This is a genomic window from Halococcus sp. PRR34, from assembly GCF_028617175.1.
Classification (GTDB): domain Archaea; phylum Halobacteriota; class Halobacteria; order Halobacteriales; family Halococcaceae; genus Halococcus; species Halococcus salifodinae.
In genome coordinates, this window is record NZ_JAQJDA010000010.1 from 31,700 (window position 1) to 49,843 (window position 18,144).

General features: G+C 54.0%; 11 protein-coding genes. 5 read left to right on the forward strand and 6 right to left on the reverse strand.

The window, feature by feature from the left end; all coding sequences use genetic code 11:
* Window positions 1-11: 11 nt before the first annotated feature.
* Together PHA81_RS12800 and PHA81_RS12805 are read right to left on the reverse strand one after the other, a co-directional pair.
* Window positions 12-1,571 (reverse strand): hypothetical protein, encoded by a 1,560-nt coding sequence (locus PHA81_RS12800; RefSeq protein ID WP_273837000.1) that lies wholly within the window; start codon window positions 1,569-1,571, stop codon window positions 12-14.
* A gap of 39 nt (window positions 1,572-1,610) precedes the next feature.
* On the reverse strand, window positions 1,611-3,800 hold the full coding sequence (locus tag PHA81_RS12805; RefSeq protein WP_273837001.1) for a Druantia anti-phage system protein DruA: 2,190 nt from the start codon (window positions 3,798-3,800) through the stop codon (window positions 1,611-1,613).
* A 150-nt stretch (window positions 3,801-3,950) separates the two neighbouring features.
* Between PHA81_RS12805 and PHA81_RS12810 the strand changes: the two genes are divergently transcribed.
* Both PHA81_RS12810 and PHA81_RS12815 read left to right on the forward strand, forming a co-directional pair.
* The gene (locus tag PHA81_RS12810) at window positions 3,951-5,405 is read left to right on the forward strand and encodes a hypothetical protein (protein ID WP_273837002.1); all 1,455 of its coding nucleotides are present in this window, start codon (window positions 3,951-3,953) and stop codon (window positions 5,403-5,405) included.
* Window positions 5,402-6,676, forward strand: a complete 1,275-nt coding sequence (locus PHA81_RS12815) for a hypothetical protein (RefSeq protein WP_273837003.1) — start codon at window positions 5,402-5,404, stop codon at window positions 6,674-6,676. Before PHA81_RS12810 ends, PHA81_RS12815 begins: the two co-directional genes overlap by 4 nt.
* A gap of 99 nt (window positions 6,677-6,775) precedes the next feature.
* On the opposite strand, the gene PHA81_RS12820 is transcribed toward PHA81_RS12815, so the two are convergent.
* The gene (locus PHA81_RS12820) at window positions 6,776-8,164 is read right to left on the reverse strand and encodes an IS1182 family transposase (protein WP_273837004.1); all 1,389 of its coding nucleotides are present in this window, start codon (window positions 8,162-8,164) and stop codon (window positions 6,776-6,778) included.
* A 55-nt stretch (window positions 8,165-8,219) separates the two neighbouring features.
* Between PHA81_RS12820 and PHA81_RS12825 the strand changes: the two genes are divergently transcribed.
* On the forward strand, window positions 8,220-8,843 hold the full coding sequence (locus tag PHA81_RS12825) for a hypothetical protein (RefSeq protein ID WP_273837005.1): 624 nt from the start codon (window positions 8,220-8,222) through the stop codon (window positions 8,841-8,843).
* A gap of 70 nt (window positions 8,844-8,913) precedes the next feature.
* On the opposite strand, the gene PHA81_RS12830 is transcribed toward PHA81_RS12825, so the two are convergent.
* A complete protein-coding gene (locus PHA81_RS12830; RefSeq protein WP_273837006.1) occupies window positions 8,914-10,395 on the reverse strand; it encodes an IS66 family transposase in 1,482 nt (493 codons plus the stop codon).
* 130 nt (window positions 10,396-10,525) lie between these two features.
* Between PHA81_RS12830 and PHA81_RS12835 the strand changes: the two genes are divergently transcribed.
* A complete protein-coding gene (locus PHA81_RS12835; protein ID WP_273837007.1) occupies window positions 10,526-15,838 on the forward strand; it encodes a DEAD/DEAH box helicase in 5,313 nt (1,770 codons plus the stop codon).
* Window positions 15,839-16,851: 1,013 nt separating this feature from the next.
* Here PHA81_RS12835 and PHA81_RS12840 read toward each other — a convergent pair.
* Both PHA81_RS12840 and PHA81_RS12845 read right to left on the reverse strand, forming a co-directional pair.
* Window positions 16,852-17,094, reverse strand: a complete 243-nt coding sequence (locus tag PHA81_RS12840) for a hypothetical protein (RefSeq protein WP_273837008.1) — start codon at window positions 17,092-17,094, stop codon at window positions 16,852-16,854.
* A complete protein-coding gene (locus PHA81_RS12845) occupies window positions 17,094-17,246 on the reverse strand; it encodes a hypothetical protein (protein WP_273837009.1) in 153 nt (50 codons plus the stop codon). The genes PHA81_RS12840 and PHA81_RS12845 overlap by 1 nt, the downstream gene beginning before the upstream one ends.
* A 425-nt stretch (window positions 17,247-17,671) precedes the next feature.
* On the opposite strand from PHA81_RS12845, the gene PHA81_RS12850 reads away from it, so the two are divergent.
* Window positions 17,672-18,136, forward strand: a complete 465-nt coding sequence (locus tag PHA81_RS12850; protein ID WP_273837011.1) for a hypothetical protein — start codon at window positions 17,672-17,674, stop codon at window positions 18,134-18,136.
* Window positions 18,137-18,144 lie beyond the last annotated feature (8 nt).

The following is an 18,144-nucleotide window of genomic DNA, read 5'->3' on the forward strand; positions in this document are numbered from 1 at the left end:
GGCATCGGTGTTCACCTCCGCTCCATCTGGTACCGGTCATCGTTGACTGTCAGGATTTCGAGTTCGCCAGTTTCCGTGTCCATTATGTGGACGGTGCCGTAGTCTTCATCGTGGCTTTCCCTGTACTCGATTTCCTCCATAAACTCGAGCAACTGCTGTTCTTCTTCCCTCCCACGTAGGATATAAGGTATGTTGCCATTCAGGGCACCGAGTGTCTCTGATAGGTCTGGATCAATCCGAAGTCTGACTGTCGAGTCACGTCCTTCGTATTCGAGAACGTGGTGGTCGTGATTGTAGTCCATTGCATCGCTGATTTCTGGATGGAGCTGCGGGACTCGGCGATTCAACTCGCGCTTGGGAATTTCTGTCCGGGAGATAAGGGATAGAGAGCTTTTAGATCGATAATTGTGGGAGAGCCAGACTCGGAGGTCGGACCCTTTGGAAGAATCCGGCATGAAATAGCTGTTAATCATCTCTATAACGTCTTCTTTCACGCTTTCGTCCGAACGGTCCCTGTTCCGCTGGTTATGGAAGGAGTAGTTGGTCTCGTGATAGAGGTCGCGAGCGTCGTAGTCTTTGATGGCTACGTCCTCAAAGTAGAACTTACGTTTCTTCTCGATGAAGCGTTGGTCGACTTCTTCCTCTGAGTCTTCTTCGTCTCTCCGTGAAACCTCTTCTTCAGCGTCAGCCCAAAGTTTGCTGTCGATGAATGGATGAGTGAGATCGCGGGGATGGAAATATTCGTTCAGGAGGGTGAAGATCTTCCCGCTGCCACTGAAGGCGAGGTTGTAGTATTTCAGATCTTCGTCAAAGTCGGTAATGCTCTCTCCTTTGGCTCCGGTAATACAGTAGGCAAGAAAGTTCAGGAGGTCACGAACGGTGACGTGGGCGTCCAGATGGCCAACGGACTGTAGGAGCCGGATAATATTTTCTCGGACACGATCATTCCTCATCTTGTCCATGTTATAGGCGATGTGTCCGTCGATGTCGTCGCCGTTGTTCTCTTTGAGGAACTTGTTCGAAGTCAGGTTCTCGATAGCCTGGCCGATGACCTTTCGCGTGAGAATGTTCCTGTTGTTGAGGTCGATGACGACGATAGAGTCGAAGTCAGCGTTGTCAGCCTGTCCTTCGTCATAGATGATCTGATTCTGGAACTGGCTTCGAACTTTTTCTAGGAAGGGATAGTCGTCGGCGTGCTGGGTGGTCATCTCGTAAAGAGGGCCGTCGTTGATAGCGAGAATACCAGGCCGGCCGTCGTCGAGGGCGTTTTTCCATTTGTCGAGTAGAACAGTGTAGTCGTCGTACTCGGAGGCGTCGGAGAGATAGAAATAGTCCGGCTCCGGGTAATCGGGCTTCATCTGCAGGATGTACTGTGTTTTTCCGTCTCCAGGGTTCCCGGTGAGAACGACCTGTTTCCCGTCTTCCAGTGCGTCCTGCAGGTATTCCTCACCGTCCAGACGGGTTGTTATGTGTATCTCTCTGCGTTGCTCGTCGGTGAGTTGTTCAGCAAAGCCCCCCTGTGCCAGCTGTGAAAGGAATCGTAGATTCAGTGTTGATGTTTCAATTCCCATATTTATCGTTGATGTTGGTGACCGAATGTTCCCGTCATGTTAACTGTTGCTTATAATGAACTCACTGAGGCTGGCTTGTCGTTTGTCGAAATCGATCTCACTGCTCAATTTGAATTCTTGCTTGTCAAATCTCCTAATATTCTTCAAGACGTTTTGTTTCTGAACTCTCATGCTTGCCCACCGATCGATCCAGTACTGGTAGATTGACTCCTGCTCTTTCTGTGGGTCGTCGAACTTCCAGTAGTATTCCGGGTTGTCGTCGATTCCAAGCAGGTAGTCTTGGGAGTTCTCCGCCAGATCGATTCCGTAAACAATGCGCCTGGACTCGTGTTTCAATAGATCTGTCTCTAAACCGCAGTTCTTCAGGCCACGGCGGATTTTCCGGATACGAGGAGAGACACCTTCTCCGAACCGACCTCGGACCACCTTGCGACCTTCCTCTAACTGTGTGACCTGGCTAATCCGTTTTCGTGTTTCGGGGCCGAACTGGATGGAGCCGTAGCCTTCAGTGTAGCCGACTTGATCGTATTCAATCTGTCCGTTGTCGGTTGGAACCCGGATACGGTCGTATTGGGCGCTGCCAATCTCGAATAGGCCGGTGGTGTCGAGGAAAACCAGTTCGTTGGGCTTGCTCACTGCTTCACCTTTCATCGAACTGGCGATTTCACTTTGGTAGTCGCCGTACTTGTCCTGGTACATGTTGATGACCTTGGGACCGGTCAAGGCCATGGCCACGAGTTTCCCGCCGAGGATACGGTTGTAGGGAGGGATTGCGCCACAAACCATGATGTTCATCATCCCGGCACCGACCCGCTCCTTCTTGATCTCCTTCAATGCGGTTTTGATGGCTCGCCTTCCAGAGTCGTTGTTCAAACCTGTTCTGATGAACTCGACGTCGTCCTCGTCGCTGTGTTCTTGGAAGTATTTCCGGTCGCGGAGAAGCTTTTGAAGTGCTCGAGCGCGTTTTTTCCGGAACAAGGGTGTCTCACTTTTTTTCTCCCAGGACTCCATCTTCTCTGGGTTCTCGTCCTCGCCTTCTTCAATAGTCTGTTCAGCTTCCTCTTCTATCTCCTCAAGAATCTCGATAACCCGTTCGTCCGGGTTGACGAAGCTTTCCTCAGAGAGTTCTGAGTGTTCCTCGGCAAAGTCGTCGTACCGGATGTTGGATATCGCATCATTAATGGAGTTCTCTAGAGTCTCTCGCATATTGGAGCAGAATTCGCTGACTCTCTCTTCGTATTCTTCCTCGGTCTCTAGCCATTCTGTATTAGTGACTGTCCGAGATTTCTTGTCCGGCGTCCGCTTCTCTTCTGGCAGCTGTTCCTCGTATTCGTGAACCCGCTTCTTCCGCTGCAGTTTATTTTCGACCGCGTCAATCGTCCAGCCGATGTGATCATCCCTGACTGACAGGTTCATCATGGGGCTTGCCAGTGTCGCAATCCCCATCACAGGATCTTTCGGCTTCGCAGCGTTTCTGATAAGGAAATTGATGTTTCTCCCAGGAACCGTGTTGTATGGAGTTAGCCAAGTATAGCGGAAGTATCGCCAGATATCCATCAAATCCAACTCAGAGTGATCGCACTTCTTCCCCTTCTCTACCTTCTGTATGTATGGTTGGACAACGTCTTCCAGATTCTCAGATATTTCCTCTTGACTATGGTCCTGAAGCGGCGCTAAATCCTGATAGAGTTGTTCTCCACCGGAAATCAGTTCGAGGACGCTTCGCCCGCCGTTCGTGTTTCGGCAGGTGTCTCGCTCCATATTCCGGACGAACTCGCGGACGCTCTCTTCTCGGAACTGTACCCGTCGTTCTTTCTGGAGGATGGCACGTTCCTGTTTCTTGAACTCCTCGGGGTCGTCCTTGTAGCGGTCAGGATCCGGCCGAACTATGTGTAGTTCAGAGTTTTTGCGGATGTCATAGTTGATCTCAATAAGATCTAGAAGAACCTCTAACGCTGCGAGGTATCGAATCTGGCCTTCAGTTACCTCATCCTCAATTTTGTTCTCGATATAGCGGATCTCGTCCTTGATGGCAACCTCCCTGTCGAGGTCTTCCTGGAATTCGATCAATTCGTCGGTCAGAGCCTCAAATCGCCGTTGGTACTGGTCTAGGAGATCAGGCGAAAAATCTACTTCTCGTTCAGAATTCGCACCCATAATAATCTGGTTAACGTGGCAAATCGTTCTCTGCTGAAATCCAAAAGAGTATCGACTCAACTCAGTCCCCACCCCTAAACGACCCAGTGAATCTGGCCATGATCATTTGAGAGATTATATGTTTGAAGTTCTTCAATAGATTTAATCCACCCATCGATCAGGGTTGATAACACATGCGCAAGGGGACTATCAGGACTATAATCGGAGGCCTCCGATCCACCCGTGAGTAAACTTTCCATCCCCTTCGGGCTCGACCCGGAGGGAACGAAAACTCCAATCGAGGAGGCACAACGTAAGACAGACTACTATCGATGCCCAGAATGTGGTGAGTTCCTAACCCCTCGAATTGGCTCTCAACGCCAGTATTTCGCTCACAAGCAGGGCGTTCTGAAGGACATTTCCTGTTCACTCTCCAGCGACGAAGGTGTCGAAAAGATGATTGAAGATCTTCGTACTTCAGACATCGAAGAGGGCGAACGTGAGCGGTCGATTCGGACTTATCTCGGACAACGCCATGACGGCGGAATTGAATTATTTGGCATCGTTCCATCACTCGATTGGGGTCAAATCCAAGAAGATGAGGACGTCGACAGACTCTTAGAAAAGATCGAAATCGAGGCAGGAGGAATCACACATCCACCTGTATCGAGTAACTTCCACCCATCGGAGGCAGAGGTCACGCTTGATCTCGATCCGACAGCGAATAGTTACGAACTCCAAATCACAGGTCCAGATGCACTCGGAAGTATCACCGGCACTTGGACTACTTCAGGGCTCCAACACGGTGATCTCTTTGTTGGTAACGAAACTCGGGCACAGCGATATAACTCGGATCGCCAGGTGCGCCAAGATATGTGGGTATATTTGGTCGCAAAGAACCCCCCAAAATCCGAAGTGTCGTTCGTCGATGTCTACGACTTCGCGGATGTATCCTTAGTCGGGTTCCGGGCTTCCGAAAAGACGGAGCCTTTTCTCGACCGTTATGGGGGAGGCCTTAGCACAGAAAACTACGGCTTCGATGCTGACGTTGTATTACCCGCACACACAAACCCAACTGTCGAGGCACCCCTGTACGCACCACCAGAGGAACCAGTTCTCGTCGGAGTTACTCCTTCCGAAGAAGTCGACCCAATATTCGAGGTTGTTTCCATCCCCAAAGATGCAAACGAGACAGTCGAAATCGACCGGACTGGGCCTGGAAATCCTCGTTACTACACAACTGAGGTACCCTATGATGGATCGCGCCGTGTGAGTATCCACCAGCGGAACTCCGATCGACATCGTCTAATCCACCTCCACCCATCCGAAGAATCAACGATCATAGACACTTCCGAAACAGGATCACGGCAAATTGGTATCGAAATCCAAGATGAGGAACACCGTGAATTTCTCTCACCTATCGAAAACCCATCTTCGAAGCGCATGCCCATTGATTTCAACCCTCATTTACTACACACCAACCTCGAATATGTCGGGCCAGAAGATCTCGAGTTGGAAGTAATCGCTACATTTGCTGAAGGCGCATCGCTCGGTCCGACAATCAGCCGAGACGTAACAGCAATCAGTGACATTATCTCGGAGGTCGTCCATTGGGTAGAGAGCGGCTGTAATGACCTCAAAATCCGATTCAACGGTATTGGAACCGTTTCAATCCGGTTTCCCCGGGAGGACCAATGAATCTGGAACCCGGTGACGAGTTTGCAGCGGAAGTAGACAAGATTACGAAACGTGGAACCTGCACCGTAAAATACGATGGACAAGGAATTAATATCGGACCGGTCACATGCGAACCCGGGCGCTCGGTTCGATTGCGGTATCTCGGAGCAGATTCAGTAGCTGGAACATCGATACGTTTCGCGCTTTGCCTGACCGATAAGGTCCTCGCGGAGAATTACAAAGACCACATTCGACGCCATGTAAGTGGCCTTCTTCCTGACCAACCACCACAAGAGGGAGAACAAACCTACATTGAGGTGGATAAGATCGACGAGTATGGCCTCGGACTTGCGGTTGCCGGAGGTGAAGTCGTCGAACTCGGGCCAGTACAAGCAAACGAAGGCGACTTAGTACACGTTGTCGGACGCGAACCGGGATATGCAGAGATCCTGAACGCAAGAGCACGTGGGAAACGCTACAGGATCCGCTTCGATATTCTCCGTGAACGCTGGGATAAACTTCCTATCGAAAAGAACGAATTATTTACTGCAACGATAGATGACACCGATGGCAGTAATCTCATAGCGTATGTGGACGGGTTGCCTGTCCACTTCTCTGGAGGTAAAGCCCGAATCGGACAAAAAATCGAAGGGGAACTCATTAGATTTCACCGAGACCGGGGAGTTGGAAAAGTAACAAAAGTTTATGATTCGGTTGGTGACATCGAAGACTCCGGACATGATACTCGGTTGCAGCACCTTCAGCAAGCGGGATTCGGCCAAAAACCGTTTTGTGCATTTGCTACGCGGTTTACTGGCGTGAGTGGCGATCAACTACCATCGACCGAGATCAGCATCCGAGACGCCATAGTCGGTGAGGCAATCCGACTCGGTCTTGCTGAGAAGGCTGAGGCGGGCGAACAGCAGTATCCACAGGCACACATCACCGCAATCCGCCACTGGGTTGTCCATAAGCTGGCAGCTATTCTCGGCCAGCCAGTTGCTGGCACCGACAAAGTATCTGATGATGTCGGGTGGTTCCAGGCAGCATTAACAGAGCGTACCGGCCCCACAATCACGTTCCTCGGTGATGTGATTCAACTCTCACAAGGGTACTATGCTCCAGCACCGACGCGAGCTGTGATGATCTCCGAATCTGAGGCCGTGCTCGTTTCAGGGGATCCAAGTCGTCCATTCCTGGAGTCCGGCCTTGATATCGAATTTCGGGGGTTGACACGGATTCTCACAGACACCAGTGAAGCAGAATTGCGTTCTAGAGAAGAGCCTGTCTAAGAATCCCGCACCACCAGTCACCCGATGACAGCCGAAGACACCGCTGCACGATTCAGCAAACCGATCCAGCAGCGTCGACAAAAAGAGAATCACGCCCAGTTATCCGGCGATTGCGTTCGCCACTTCGTGGCCGTCCGGCCCTCGGCCGGACCGCCACAGTTTCAGCAGGTTGTGCGTCGCTGAGAACAACGACCACTCCGCTTGTGCCCCGGTCTCTCCGCGTAACAGGAATCGGTCGCAGCCGCGGGTAACGTGCTGACCGAACACTGCTTCGACGCTCTGGCTGCGCTTGCGGTAGATGCCCCTACCCCGTTTCGTCCGGAGCTTCCGCTCCATGCGTTCTTTCAGCCCGTACCATTTGGGGATCCGCCCTCGTGGCGGATCCGCCTCCCGAAGTTCTTTCCGTCGCTTCCAGTCTTTGATCGTGGCGATGAACAGTTCCGTCTGCTCATCCGCTAACTGTGCGTTCGCTTTGCTCCAATACCCAGCGTCGGCAAGCGCCTTCTCCGGGCGCTTGCCGTTCACTTCCTCACAGTTCTCCAGCATCGGCTTGAGTTGCTGGACGTCGTTTGCGTCAGTAGTGATGTTCTGAGCGACGATGACCTGCGTGTCGCAGTCCACCATTGCTTGGCCGTTGTAGCCCTGTTTCCAGCCGTTGCTGGTTTTGAGCGTTTGACTCGCTGGATCTGTCGTGTTTGCTTTCGTGTCCTCCGGAAGCTCCACCTCCTCCGGAGGTGTGGGCTTCCGGCCACGTTTCTTCCGACCCATTTCTTCCTCCTCGCGTTCTCTCTGGCGAATTTTCTCGGCTTGTTCCTCCTTGCGTTGCTGTTCTTTGGCGTCGAGTCGGTGCTTGGCTTCCCGCAGTCGGTTCAATCGATCCTTTTGCTCCCGGAGTTCCTCCGGGAGCTCGTCTCCACGCTGGTGCGGGCCGTATTCCTCGTCTTCGGCCGCGTCGATCTCGGCGGCTTCGTCGAGGATGTCGTGGATTTCGTCGGTGATCTGCTCACGAGTCCGATTTTGATCGAGGGCAGCGTCGCCTTGGACGCGACGGCCGTCCAGGGCGACTTCGCCCATCTCGGCCATGCCAGCTTCCCGACACAGGCGAAGAATCTCGACGAAGAGGTGCTCGAACTCCTCGCGGTGGTTCTTGCGAAAGAGGCTGATCGTGCGGAAATCAGGGTGTTGATTCGCGGCGAGGTAGCGAAAAGCGACGTCACGTTCGAGGAGACGGTCGAGTTTTCGGGAGCTGCGGATGCCGATACAGTAGCCGAAGACGAGGACCTTGAGCATCATGACGGGATGGAAGGGCGGCCGGCCACGGCCGTCCGCCCGATCTTCCGGATAGAAGGGATCGAGCCGGCCTTCGTTGTCGAGATGGTCGATAACGTCGGAAACGTAGCGTTCGAGGCTATCTTCTTCGACCCACTCCGCGACGTTCTTCGGCAGGAGGTGTTGCTGACCTTGATCGTATTGGATGAAGTTGGACATCGCGGGTGGATCCTTACGCTGTACAGGGGTTTCAGCTAGATAAAATCTGCGTCATGTGAACTCGGCACTCGTGAAATCTGATTTTCCGGTCGGTGTTTCTTGGACAGGCTCAGAAATCCCCGTTCAATCTAAAGACGAATACATCAGTCTGGACGAGGCGCCGATTACGACGCCCGCCACACTCCGTGAGTACATCGAACAGCGACCGCAGGAGTCGTGGGAACCGGAGGAAGATTGGGCACCATACACTGGACAGTACTATGGATTCAGCGTAGACGGTGAGCCGCTCGTCATTGAAGAGGCAGACGGAACTGCGATCAGCTTGTGGCGAGTTCCAGTCGAATACGGCGCCGATACCTACCAGTTAAAGGTTCAATCGAGCGACGGCAAAACAAGGGCCGTCACTGTTTCGCCGAAATACCGTAAGCATGCGTGCCTAATCCTTGACTCAATGACCGAGGACCCACAGACAGTTGAACTCACCGGATATGACGAGGAGGTCTTGTTGAGTTGTGACTTTGCACCGCCGCGGGCACAGATGCGCTGGCTGTACGCAGTCGGAGCAGAGTGGCTTGAAACATCGTCGTATCAACTTCAATGGCGAATTTCGGACACCGATGCTGATTCAGTACGAGAGGTCTTCGACGAACTGCCCGTGACCATCATCGACAACACATAACATGAAATCAATCAAAGAAGTTTCGGAAGAGCTCGAGAACGACCTTCAACAGTACATCGAATGTACGTGTTTAGCACGGTCCCGTCGTAGATGCCTCTGTTCGTGATTTTGCCTGCTCTCCCCCAAGGATCGACGTCAGTTGATCCGGCGGATCGAGTCCTTGCCGTTCCCACGTCGCTACCATCGTCGAGAGTGTCTCGTGGATGCGGACTCCGGTTTCCGACCGGAGTCCGCCGAAGATCTTCCGCATCACCACCTGCTCGCGAAGAGCGCGCTCTGCGCGGTTGTTCGTCGAATCCACCTCTGGCTCAGTCACGAACGTCAGCCAACAGCCCAGCCCGTTCCTGATCTTCTCGGCTAACTGCGTCACTTCCTCGGACTCGTAATCCGCCCTAATCAACTCCTCCAGACACAGTGAGGCCTGCGCCCGCCTCCGCTCGCGGGCGGAGGCGGGCGGGTCATCCTCGTCGAACGCGGTCAAATCCTCGTGGAGGTCATGCAGTACCTCCGAGATCGGTTCGGCCTCCTCGTGCCGCTCCGCAACGTACTTCGCTTCTCTCAGCAGATGTGCCCAGCACCGCTGGAGTTTCCCGTGATAGCTCGGATACGCCGACCAGCCGTCACAACTCAGAGTGGCGTCCTCGGCGAGTTCGTCGCCGAGGACTTCCTCCAGCACCTGACTACCACGACTCTCGTTGACCGTGTAGAAGACGTCCTCGTCGGTCACGAACGTCCAGACCCAGTGCTGGTCGCCATCGACCGGAAAGCCGGTTTCGTCGCAGTAGATGACGTCGCTGTCACGGACACTGGCTCGAACGTCCTCGTACGCGGGTCGCAGCCGGTCTGCGACCCGCTCGGTCATGTTGTAGATCGTTCCCGATGAGACCGGATGGTCGAGCTGCCAGTCGAACAGTTCGGCCTGTTTGCGGTGTGGAAGCCGGCTGTGATAGCGGAGGAGTGCGGTTTGGGCCAACAGACGTGGCCCAAACCGCCCGGTCTCCGGGCAGTCAGGATGTTCGGCAACGACTTCGTTGCCACAGGAGCATTCCTGCTTTCCGAGCTCGTATTTCGTGACCTCGGTCGGGATGGGGAGCGGTATATCGACGATGACGCGAGAGACGTACTCGTCTGGATCGGTAAGAACACGGTCGCAATCGGGACAGTACGTCTCCCCGACCCGGACGGTCCTGTCCGGGTCGGGTGGTGGCCGGGTCGTTCCGTCGTGACCGGGGTTGCGTCCGGGTCCAGACGAGGAGTCGCTGGCGGCGTCGGAGTCGCCGCCAGCTTCGTCGTTTTCCTCGTCTTGCTCCGATTCCTCATTCTGTGGCTGTTGTCCGGCACCACCCTGCTTGCTGGACGGTGTGTGAGCGTTTTCGTACTTCTTGAGGCGATTTTCAAGCTCCTCTATTCGTTCGTTCTGGGCGGCGTTTTGCTGACGAAGAAACGCGTTCTCAGCGAGAAGAGCGAGATCCTGCTGAGGAAGGATCGACCGACCCACAGAACGGATCGCCGGGGTCGGACGACCCGGCGATCCGTCAGGCCCGGAAAGCACGATTAGCGGCCGTTCGTCCTGCTTTTCCCTGAGAGCTATGGTTTCGACTCGACTGTTCCGCTAAACAGATACCATCGAATCACGTTACCACCTCCATCATCCGCGGCTTCTCAAGGAACGTCGTGCCCTGATGGACGAGGGAGAGACGGCCACCGAACCATGGGTCGAGGCCACACCAACCTATGTCTCGGGGGATCCCCTCAGAGAGTTGGGCTTGCCGAACGAAGTCGTCGGTTTGCTGAAAAAGCTCGAAAACGACGATCTCGACATCTTCGATCCGCCGTACAAACACCAGGCCGACGCTCTCCAATCGTTCTTCAGCGACGAGGACGACCTCATCGTATCCACCGGAACGGGGTCCGGGAAAACAGAGATTTTCCTCTACTCAATTCTGGGTCAGCTCGCCCAGGAGGCAGCACGAGGAGAGACAGCCGACCAACGTGGGATACGGACATTAGTTCTCTATCCAATGAACGCCCTCGTCGCGGATCAACTCTCGCGGATGCGCCTACTCTTCGGTGATGAGGACGGGGCAGATACACTTGAGGACTACATGGGTCGGCGTGTACAATTCGGGATGTACACGAGTCGTACACCCTATCACGGGGAATATGACACCAGCAAGAACGATGATCTAGTCAAACCGATCATCAACCGATATCTAGACTTAGAGGAAGAACAGCCGGACCTCTATGAACAGCTCGCAGAAAAAGGCCGCATTCCAGCCAAGGACCTCGAAGGGTTCCGGAACAAAAACAAGAGAAAGGAGACGCATTTCCGCACCCAACCTGGCGATACCGAACTATTCACCCGACAAGAGATGCACACCCGCGATGGAAGCAACCCCCATGGCGGGACGCCGGATCTCTTGATCACGAACTACTCGATGCTGGAGTATATGCTACTCCGGCCGATCGAACAGCCTCTCTTCGAGGATACCCGTGAGTGGCTTGCCGAAGACAAGGAGAACGAGCTGAATATCGTACTCGACGAAGCTCACCTTTATCGCGGCGCCCAAGGTGCTGAGGTCGCGCTCCTCCTAAATCGATTACTCCAGAAGCTGGGCATCTCTCGCGATCGTGTGCGCTTCATTCTTACGAGTGCGACAATGGGTGAAGACGTGAAGGAAGCAGCCCCCGACTTTGCGGCACAGCTAACAACGGGTGATCCGGAGGATTTCTCAGTTATCAGAGGAGATCAGGTAGAGTACGAAGGTGGAGAGCCAAGCGAAAAGCGTACAGCTGAACTGTTAAAACGGGTTGGCTACCAACTCAAGTACCCCTCAAAGATTCGTAACGTCGCGAGCGAACGAGGCTGGGACTCCCTCGAAAGTGATGACGTAGAATCGATCCGTTCGTATCTCGCCGACCAGTTAGTCGAGGACCCTCTCTTCCGCTTGGCGCACGAATACCTTCGCGAAGAGCCACTACGCCTATCAGAGCTCGCCGAAGAGTTGTTCGAGGATATCAATCAAGAACTGGCCCGTGAGGCGACAGGGAATCTTCTATACCTTTGTACAGAAGCACGTCAGGGAGAGGGCCATGCATTGCTCCCGACACGTTTGCATATGTTCCTCAAAGGGCTCCCCGCCCAGTACGCGTGTATCAATCCCGAATGCAGCGGCCGCCGGGTTACTGAGGGAGAGAACCTCCTCGGACGCATCTACAGTAATCCGCTCACGACCTGTGAGGCCTGTGGCAGTCGGGTCTTCGAACTGATTAGCCATCGTACCTGTGGGGCAGCATATCTACGAGCGTATCGACGGTCTGACAACGACCGCGGGCCAACGTTCCTGTGGTCAGATCCCGAGAGCAGCGAGAACTTGGACGAACTCCATCTGTTAGTTGAGGAACCTCGCGAGGACCCGAACCCGGACCACGAACACGGCCGATCGCTCGCCGAGACGACGGTCTCACGAAACCTCTCGATTGCCTCCGGGCACCTTGTTGATGATCGGCATGTGGACGACGAAGGATCGACCACTCACATCGAGGTACAGGTCCCGACGGAAGAGCCTCCGGATGAGGACGGAGCGTGGAGCTGGACTCAGTGCCCGGCGTGCGGAATCAAAGAGCGGCGCCGTCCGAATGGCGACACGAAGGTTGAAGATTTGGTCACCAAAGGTGAGGAACCATTCGCGCACAGCGTCCGGTCGATGTTCGGTATCCAGCCGACCGACCCACTCAAAGAGGAGTTCCCCAACGAGGGACGGAAGGTATTGTGCTTCTCTGACGGGCGACAGAAGGCAGCCCGCTTAGCGCGCGATCTCCAATCGAACGTTGAATCTGACTCGTTCCGCGAGGTCTTAACCGACATTATCGGATCTGCGGATGATGAAATCACGATGGATCGGTTATTCGCCGAGTTCGCAGTCTACTGTGCGAAAAACAACATCGTATTCTTCGACGACAGCGACCAATACACGAATCAGTCGGGGGTCGTGTATAAGGGTTCACGCTCCCACTTCGAGGATATTCGTGGGAACCTGTCCGACATCGTCGATGAGTACTACCTCGAATCTATCGACGATATTCCGGAGGTGCCAGCCGCACGCAATGCGTTATCGGAGCGTCCCCGCCAGTATGAGGAACTTCTTCTCCGATCGTTGGGCGATGAACAGTATTCCATCACCGGCGCCCTCGTCGGGTACACAACACCGTCCGAGGAGGTGTTTGAGAAAATCGACGAATCTGTCCCTGAAATTGAGACTGACCAACTCAAGAGCATCCTCATCGAGGCACTTCGCCATGCCTGCGAGGAACGGGCATTTGACTCAAATATTGAAGCTAGACGACGGTCGAACTCCTACCCCTACCAAAATTGGATTGACCCGGACGAGACGGGGATTCCCCACAGCGAAATAATTCCTGAATATATTGTAGAATCACTCGACGACGAAGTGTCGGAAGAGGCGTGGAATAGTCTGAGACGGGCGTTGATGACGACAGAGCCGGTGTTGTTTGGGGCCTCCCACGGCAATTACTTCGTCAATCCGAAAGCAACGACAATCGATCTCCGACTCGACGACGATTGGTACCGGTGCGAAGGATGTCGCCGGTTCTCGGTCGTCTCACTCAATGATTCGTGCCCCTACGATGGTTGCCGCGGAACTCTCAGTGCGGTAAGCGATGATGACATCCATCTCCAGGCACGCAAGAACTTCCTCCGGAACCCACCACGCGAAGTGCTCTATGGCGAACGGGACCCACTCACGCTCCGTTCAGAGGAGCACTCGGCACAACTGAGTGCAAAGGACAACTCCGAGGCGTTTGCACGCTCCGAAGAGTACGAACTGCTCTTTCAGGACATCCTCGTCGGGGACTCTGAGGCCGATCAGCCGATCGACGTGTTAAGTTGTACGACCACGATGGAAGTCGGAATTGACATCGGGAGCCTCACCGGCGTCGCTATGCGGACGGTTCCGCCAGGACCAGAGAATTATGAGCAACGTGCTGGCCGCGCAGGGCGTCGCGGGGCCGGGCTCTCGACGATCGTGACCTTCGCGGACAACTCCCCTCACGAGTCACATTACTTCGAGAACCCTGAGGAGATGATCACGAGCGAGGGGAACGCACCGGTCATCTACGCTGGCAATGAAAAGATCGCCCGACGGCATATCAACGCCTCGCTGCTTGCTCGGTTCTTCGACCCATCGGCCGTCGAGACGGAAGCTGCCGTATTCCGCTCCCTCAAAGGTACAGCTGAGTTCTTTGAAGGAGAAGGCGATCAAACGCTCGCCGCGTTCGAAGACTGGCTGGACGAAGAGATTTTCGCCGATTCATCGTCGACGCTGGATCAACTGGGTGCCCTCCTTCCGGATGCACTAGGAGAGGGACGTTCATCCGACTGGGAGGTCGCATTAGTCCGCGACGCCACTACAGAGTTCCTAAGCGAACTCCAGGATCTACAAGCCAAGATAGAATGGGAAGAGCAATCCACGGAGGACGACGATCTACTTTCCGTCCTTCTGGATGCAGCCCTACTTCCAACGTTTTCGTTCCCGACTGATGTGGCCGATTTCGTCGTGCGCGAAAACGAGCCCGGGTCGTCACAGCCGAAGAACAAGTACCAGATGTCTCGGGATCTGAAACAGGCACTCTCAACGTACGTGCCAGGCCGGGAAATCGTCGTGGACAAGAAGACCTACGAGTCCTACGGAGTCTATGTCAAATTCCCGGAGAGTCCGAAGAACCGAGTGGCTGGCGAAGACTGGGGAGACCTCAATTGGTTGAACTGGTGTGACGTCTGTCAGACAGTCTTTGACGAGCATGATGAGAGTCTCGCAGCCAGGGGTATGGAGTGTCCTGTCTGTGAGGGAGCGACAGTCAGTTCCCTTCAGATGTACACCCCGGAGGGGTTTGCACCTAAAGTCGATGAGACAGGTGCAGCTGAGAAAGGGTCGGACTACAACGAGAACCGAGCCTACGCAACACAGCCAAAATACCCGCTGACGTCGACTTCCCACGAGAGTGAGAACGCTAGCGAGATGGCAGAGCAGAAATCTATTGGCCATTCGATAGTGGGGAGGATGAATGACGAACAACTTCTTGTCGCTAACTTTGGGGCTGATGAGGATGGATTCGAGGTCTGCACCGATTGTGGGGCCGTTAGCCGCGAAGGCCCGCTCTCGAACCCACACGCCCGTCCATACCCCAAGGATCTCCGGTTTGTTGGGGAATATGACTGGGATGACCAGTGTACCGGCTCAACAGTCACGACGAGTTTCAGCCACCGCTTTCCCAGTGATTTGACCGTCCTCCAAATCCCGTTAGGTGATGAGATGGAGTTCGTTCCATCCGAAGCGTGGTTCGAGACACCAGGACAGTCGTTAGCCGAAGCATTAGTCATGGGTGCATCCCGTGCGCTGGGTATCGAAGATGACGAACTCGAAAGTGGATTCCGTACTCGTTCGGCAGAGCACGCCGACATCGATGCACGAGGCGTTATCGAGGTCTTCCTCTTCGACACAACCGCCGGCGGTGCCGGCTTCTCATCGCGCGTCTGGGAGGAATTCGACGCCGTGTGTGCAGAAGCCTGTTCGATCCTCGAAAGCTGTTCGTGCGATACGGCGTGTCACAACTGCCTGCGCCGGTATCAGAACCGCCACCTCCACGACTCGTTGAATCGCCACGAAGGCCTGGCCTTGCTCGATTACGCACAGACAGGCACGCCACCAACGCTTCGTCCTGAAAAGACACAGAGCCTGACAAAGCAACTCGAACGTGCCTTGAAGTTGAAGGAAGAAGACGTTGCACTCAGGGCGATTGACGACGATAAATGGGAGATCGAGATTGACGGGACGGCGATGACGTTCGGTATTCGTTCGAGTCTGCGGCGTTCACGTGCCCCGACGTCGGCGACGTACGACGAGGACTACTCAGACTACGAATTGTCCCAACGGTTGCCAGAGGTGGCTCACTCGATCGTCGATCAATTCCAATAGCGGAATGAATGGGTCAGAACAGTTTGCACACGTAAACTGGTCGGCGTCGGCAGCGCAGTTGTTCGAAGAGTGCCCACGGCGGTTCTTTTATCGATATCAAAAGACCGAGTCTACCGGGGAATATAGTGAGCATACACCGTCGCCCGGAGCCTATCTGGGAACAGTCGTACACGAATCTCTCGCGGGGCAGGTAGCACGGTGGGCTCGAGGTGAGAACATCCATCTCCAGACTGCAACCGATTGTGCGAAAGACGAACTTGGGAGGTATGTCGAAGCGAATGCTGAGACGATTGCAGATCGGATTGACGATACGGATGAGGTAACCTTCGATAGCGATTCCTTCACGCGGTCATTAGTTCGTACAGCCCGTAATCACATCAGGCAGTTCTTCCGGGTGATTTGGCCCCACTTTGAGGACCACCGCTACATCGCCCACGAAACTCGCCAGACGTTTGATGTTGCCGAAGAGCCCGTCACCGTCCAACCAGATCTCTGTACGCGAAGCCCAGAGGGAGACTTTGTCGTCACTGACTGGAAGACAGGTGCGTATGACCGATTCAGTAACCTGACGATACAGATGCAAGCATATGCACTCTATGCCCACGAAGCGTATGAACCCGAACTCAACCGGATTCGGGTCCAATTAGCCCATACTGGAAGTGGAGAGTTCGACCGAATGGTGCCGACTACGGAAGACATGAGACAGATCCGAGACCGGATTACGAATGATAGAGCCCTCTGGACTAGTGAGGGAGACATCGAATCCTACAAGACCAATCCAGCAGTCCAGAATTGTAGCCAATGTTCGTACCTTCACCGGTGTACAGATGGACAAACCGTTTTGGGTGAAGACCCAGAACCAAACTAAGTAGTAACTCAGTTTTCACGTTAAGAAAATAACATGGATCGCTCTTGTGAAGCACGTTGTTGGTGGCAACCGAGCTTCTTGATCGGATTCTCTATACCGGCGAACAAGGCGATAAAGCAGCCGGATTGATGCTCTTCTAACTCGGTCATCTAAGAACGAAATCGCCTGACTGCGCTCTACCAACAATCTCCTTCACAAGAGCGTTGAGCGATTCACACATAGCCAAATAGTTGTGAAGTGCACGCGTGAAATCCATCAAAGCTGCTCGTATTTCCTCATCGCCACCCCACGTCCAGATACCAGGGTTGTCCTCATAATGCGTAATTGCGTCCATTAGCTCTCGATGATTTTCCTGATGCATGCTCTGCGCACGACCAACATCGCTCATCAAGTTATGATATTGTTGCCCTCTAATGATTCCAGTTCGTCATGCATATCCTCAAGTGTGTGAAATTTCTCAAGCTCTGTATCAGAGTCAACACCTCTACGAAACTTCTCTAATTCGTCCTTGTCGAACAGGGTGGGACTAAGGGCGCTCATATGTAGTAGGTCTTGATGTACTGAGAAAAAGTCATTGACTCCAAATAACACGGCCAAGAAGGCCGAGTGCCTCGACGGATTTTGGCGCTACTGGTGGCCAGCCAGCAGCCCACTGATCTGGTGGAATGTCACCCAGCTATGATGGTTTCACTGGTTCGCGCCCCAGCTTTCCGCCGTTACTTCACGAAGATGCACTCACTCCCGTCATCAGCCTCACCGCGAGGGGGCGGTTCGTCCTCGGAAGCTCCACTGGGAATTCCGGACTCCCTCTAGTACCGTCGCAGGCACTGAAAACACATGTATCAAGGGTTGTATTTACCGTTTTGCTGCTGACGATGCAGCCATCGACCAAGCATATAGCACATCTTCCAAGCAAGATGCTACAAGATGCAAGCATTTATTACATTAAGTGGCATACGGGGGACATGGATGGAACAGTCCATCTGACACTGGAGGGAGAAGACCTCCACATCGAACGCGACATAGAGGAGCAAAAGGTGCCGAAAATACTGGAAGCCTTCTATGAAGACGACACGACCGAGGAAATAGAAGCCAACATGGACCAAGAAAGTCAAAGCATGAATGGGTTCGAGCTGACCGATGATGTCATGAATCGGCTCTCAAGAGGACAAGAAGCGTTCATCCAGACGCTGATAGACTACGGCGACAACAACGGATGGGTGACCTCCGAAGATGTCGTGCCCGGGATGGCCGAATACGGCCGCCCGATCGATCGACCAGGGAATATTGGCGGGGTTCGGAAGGGCATGACCCAGAAGTTCGGCGATGACAACGACATCATCGAAAAAGACCAGCGGAGTGGCGATACGGTGTATCGCCTGAATCCAGCCTATAGAGACGAGTTCAGAGACCACTTCAACATGGGGTAGAAGCCACT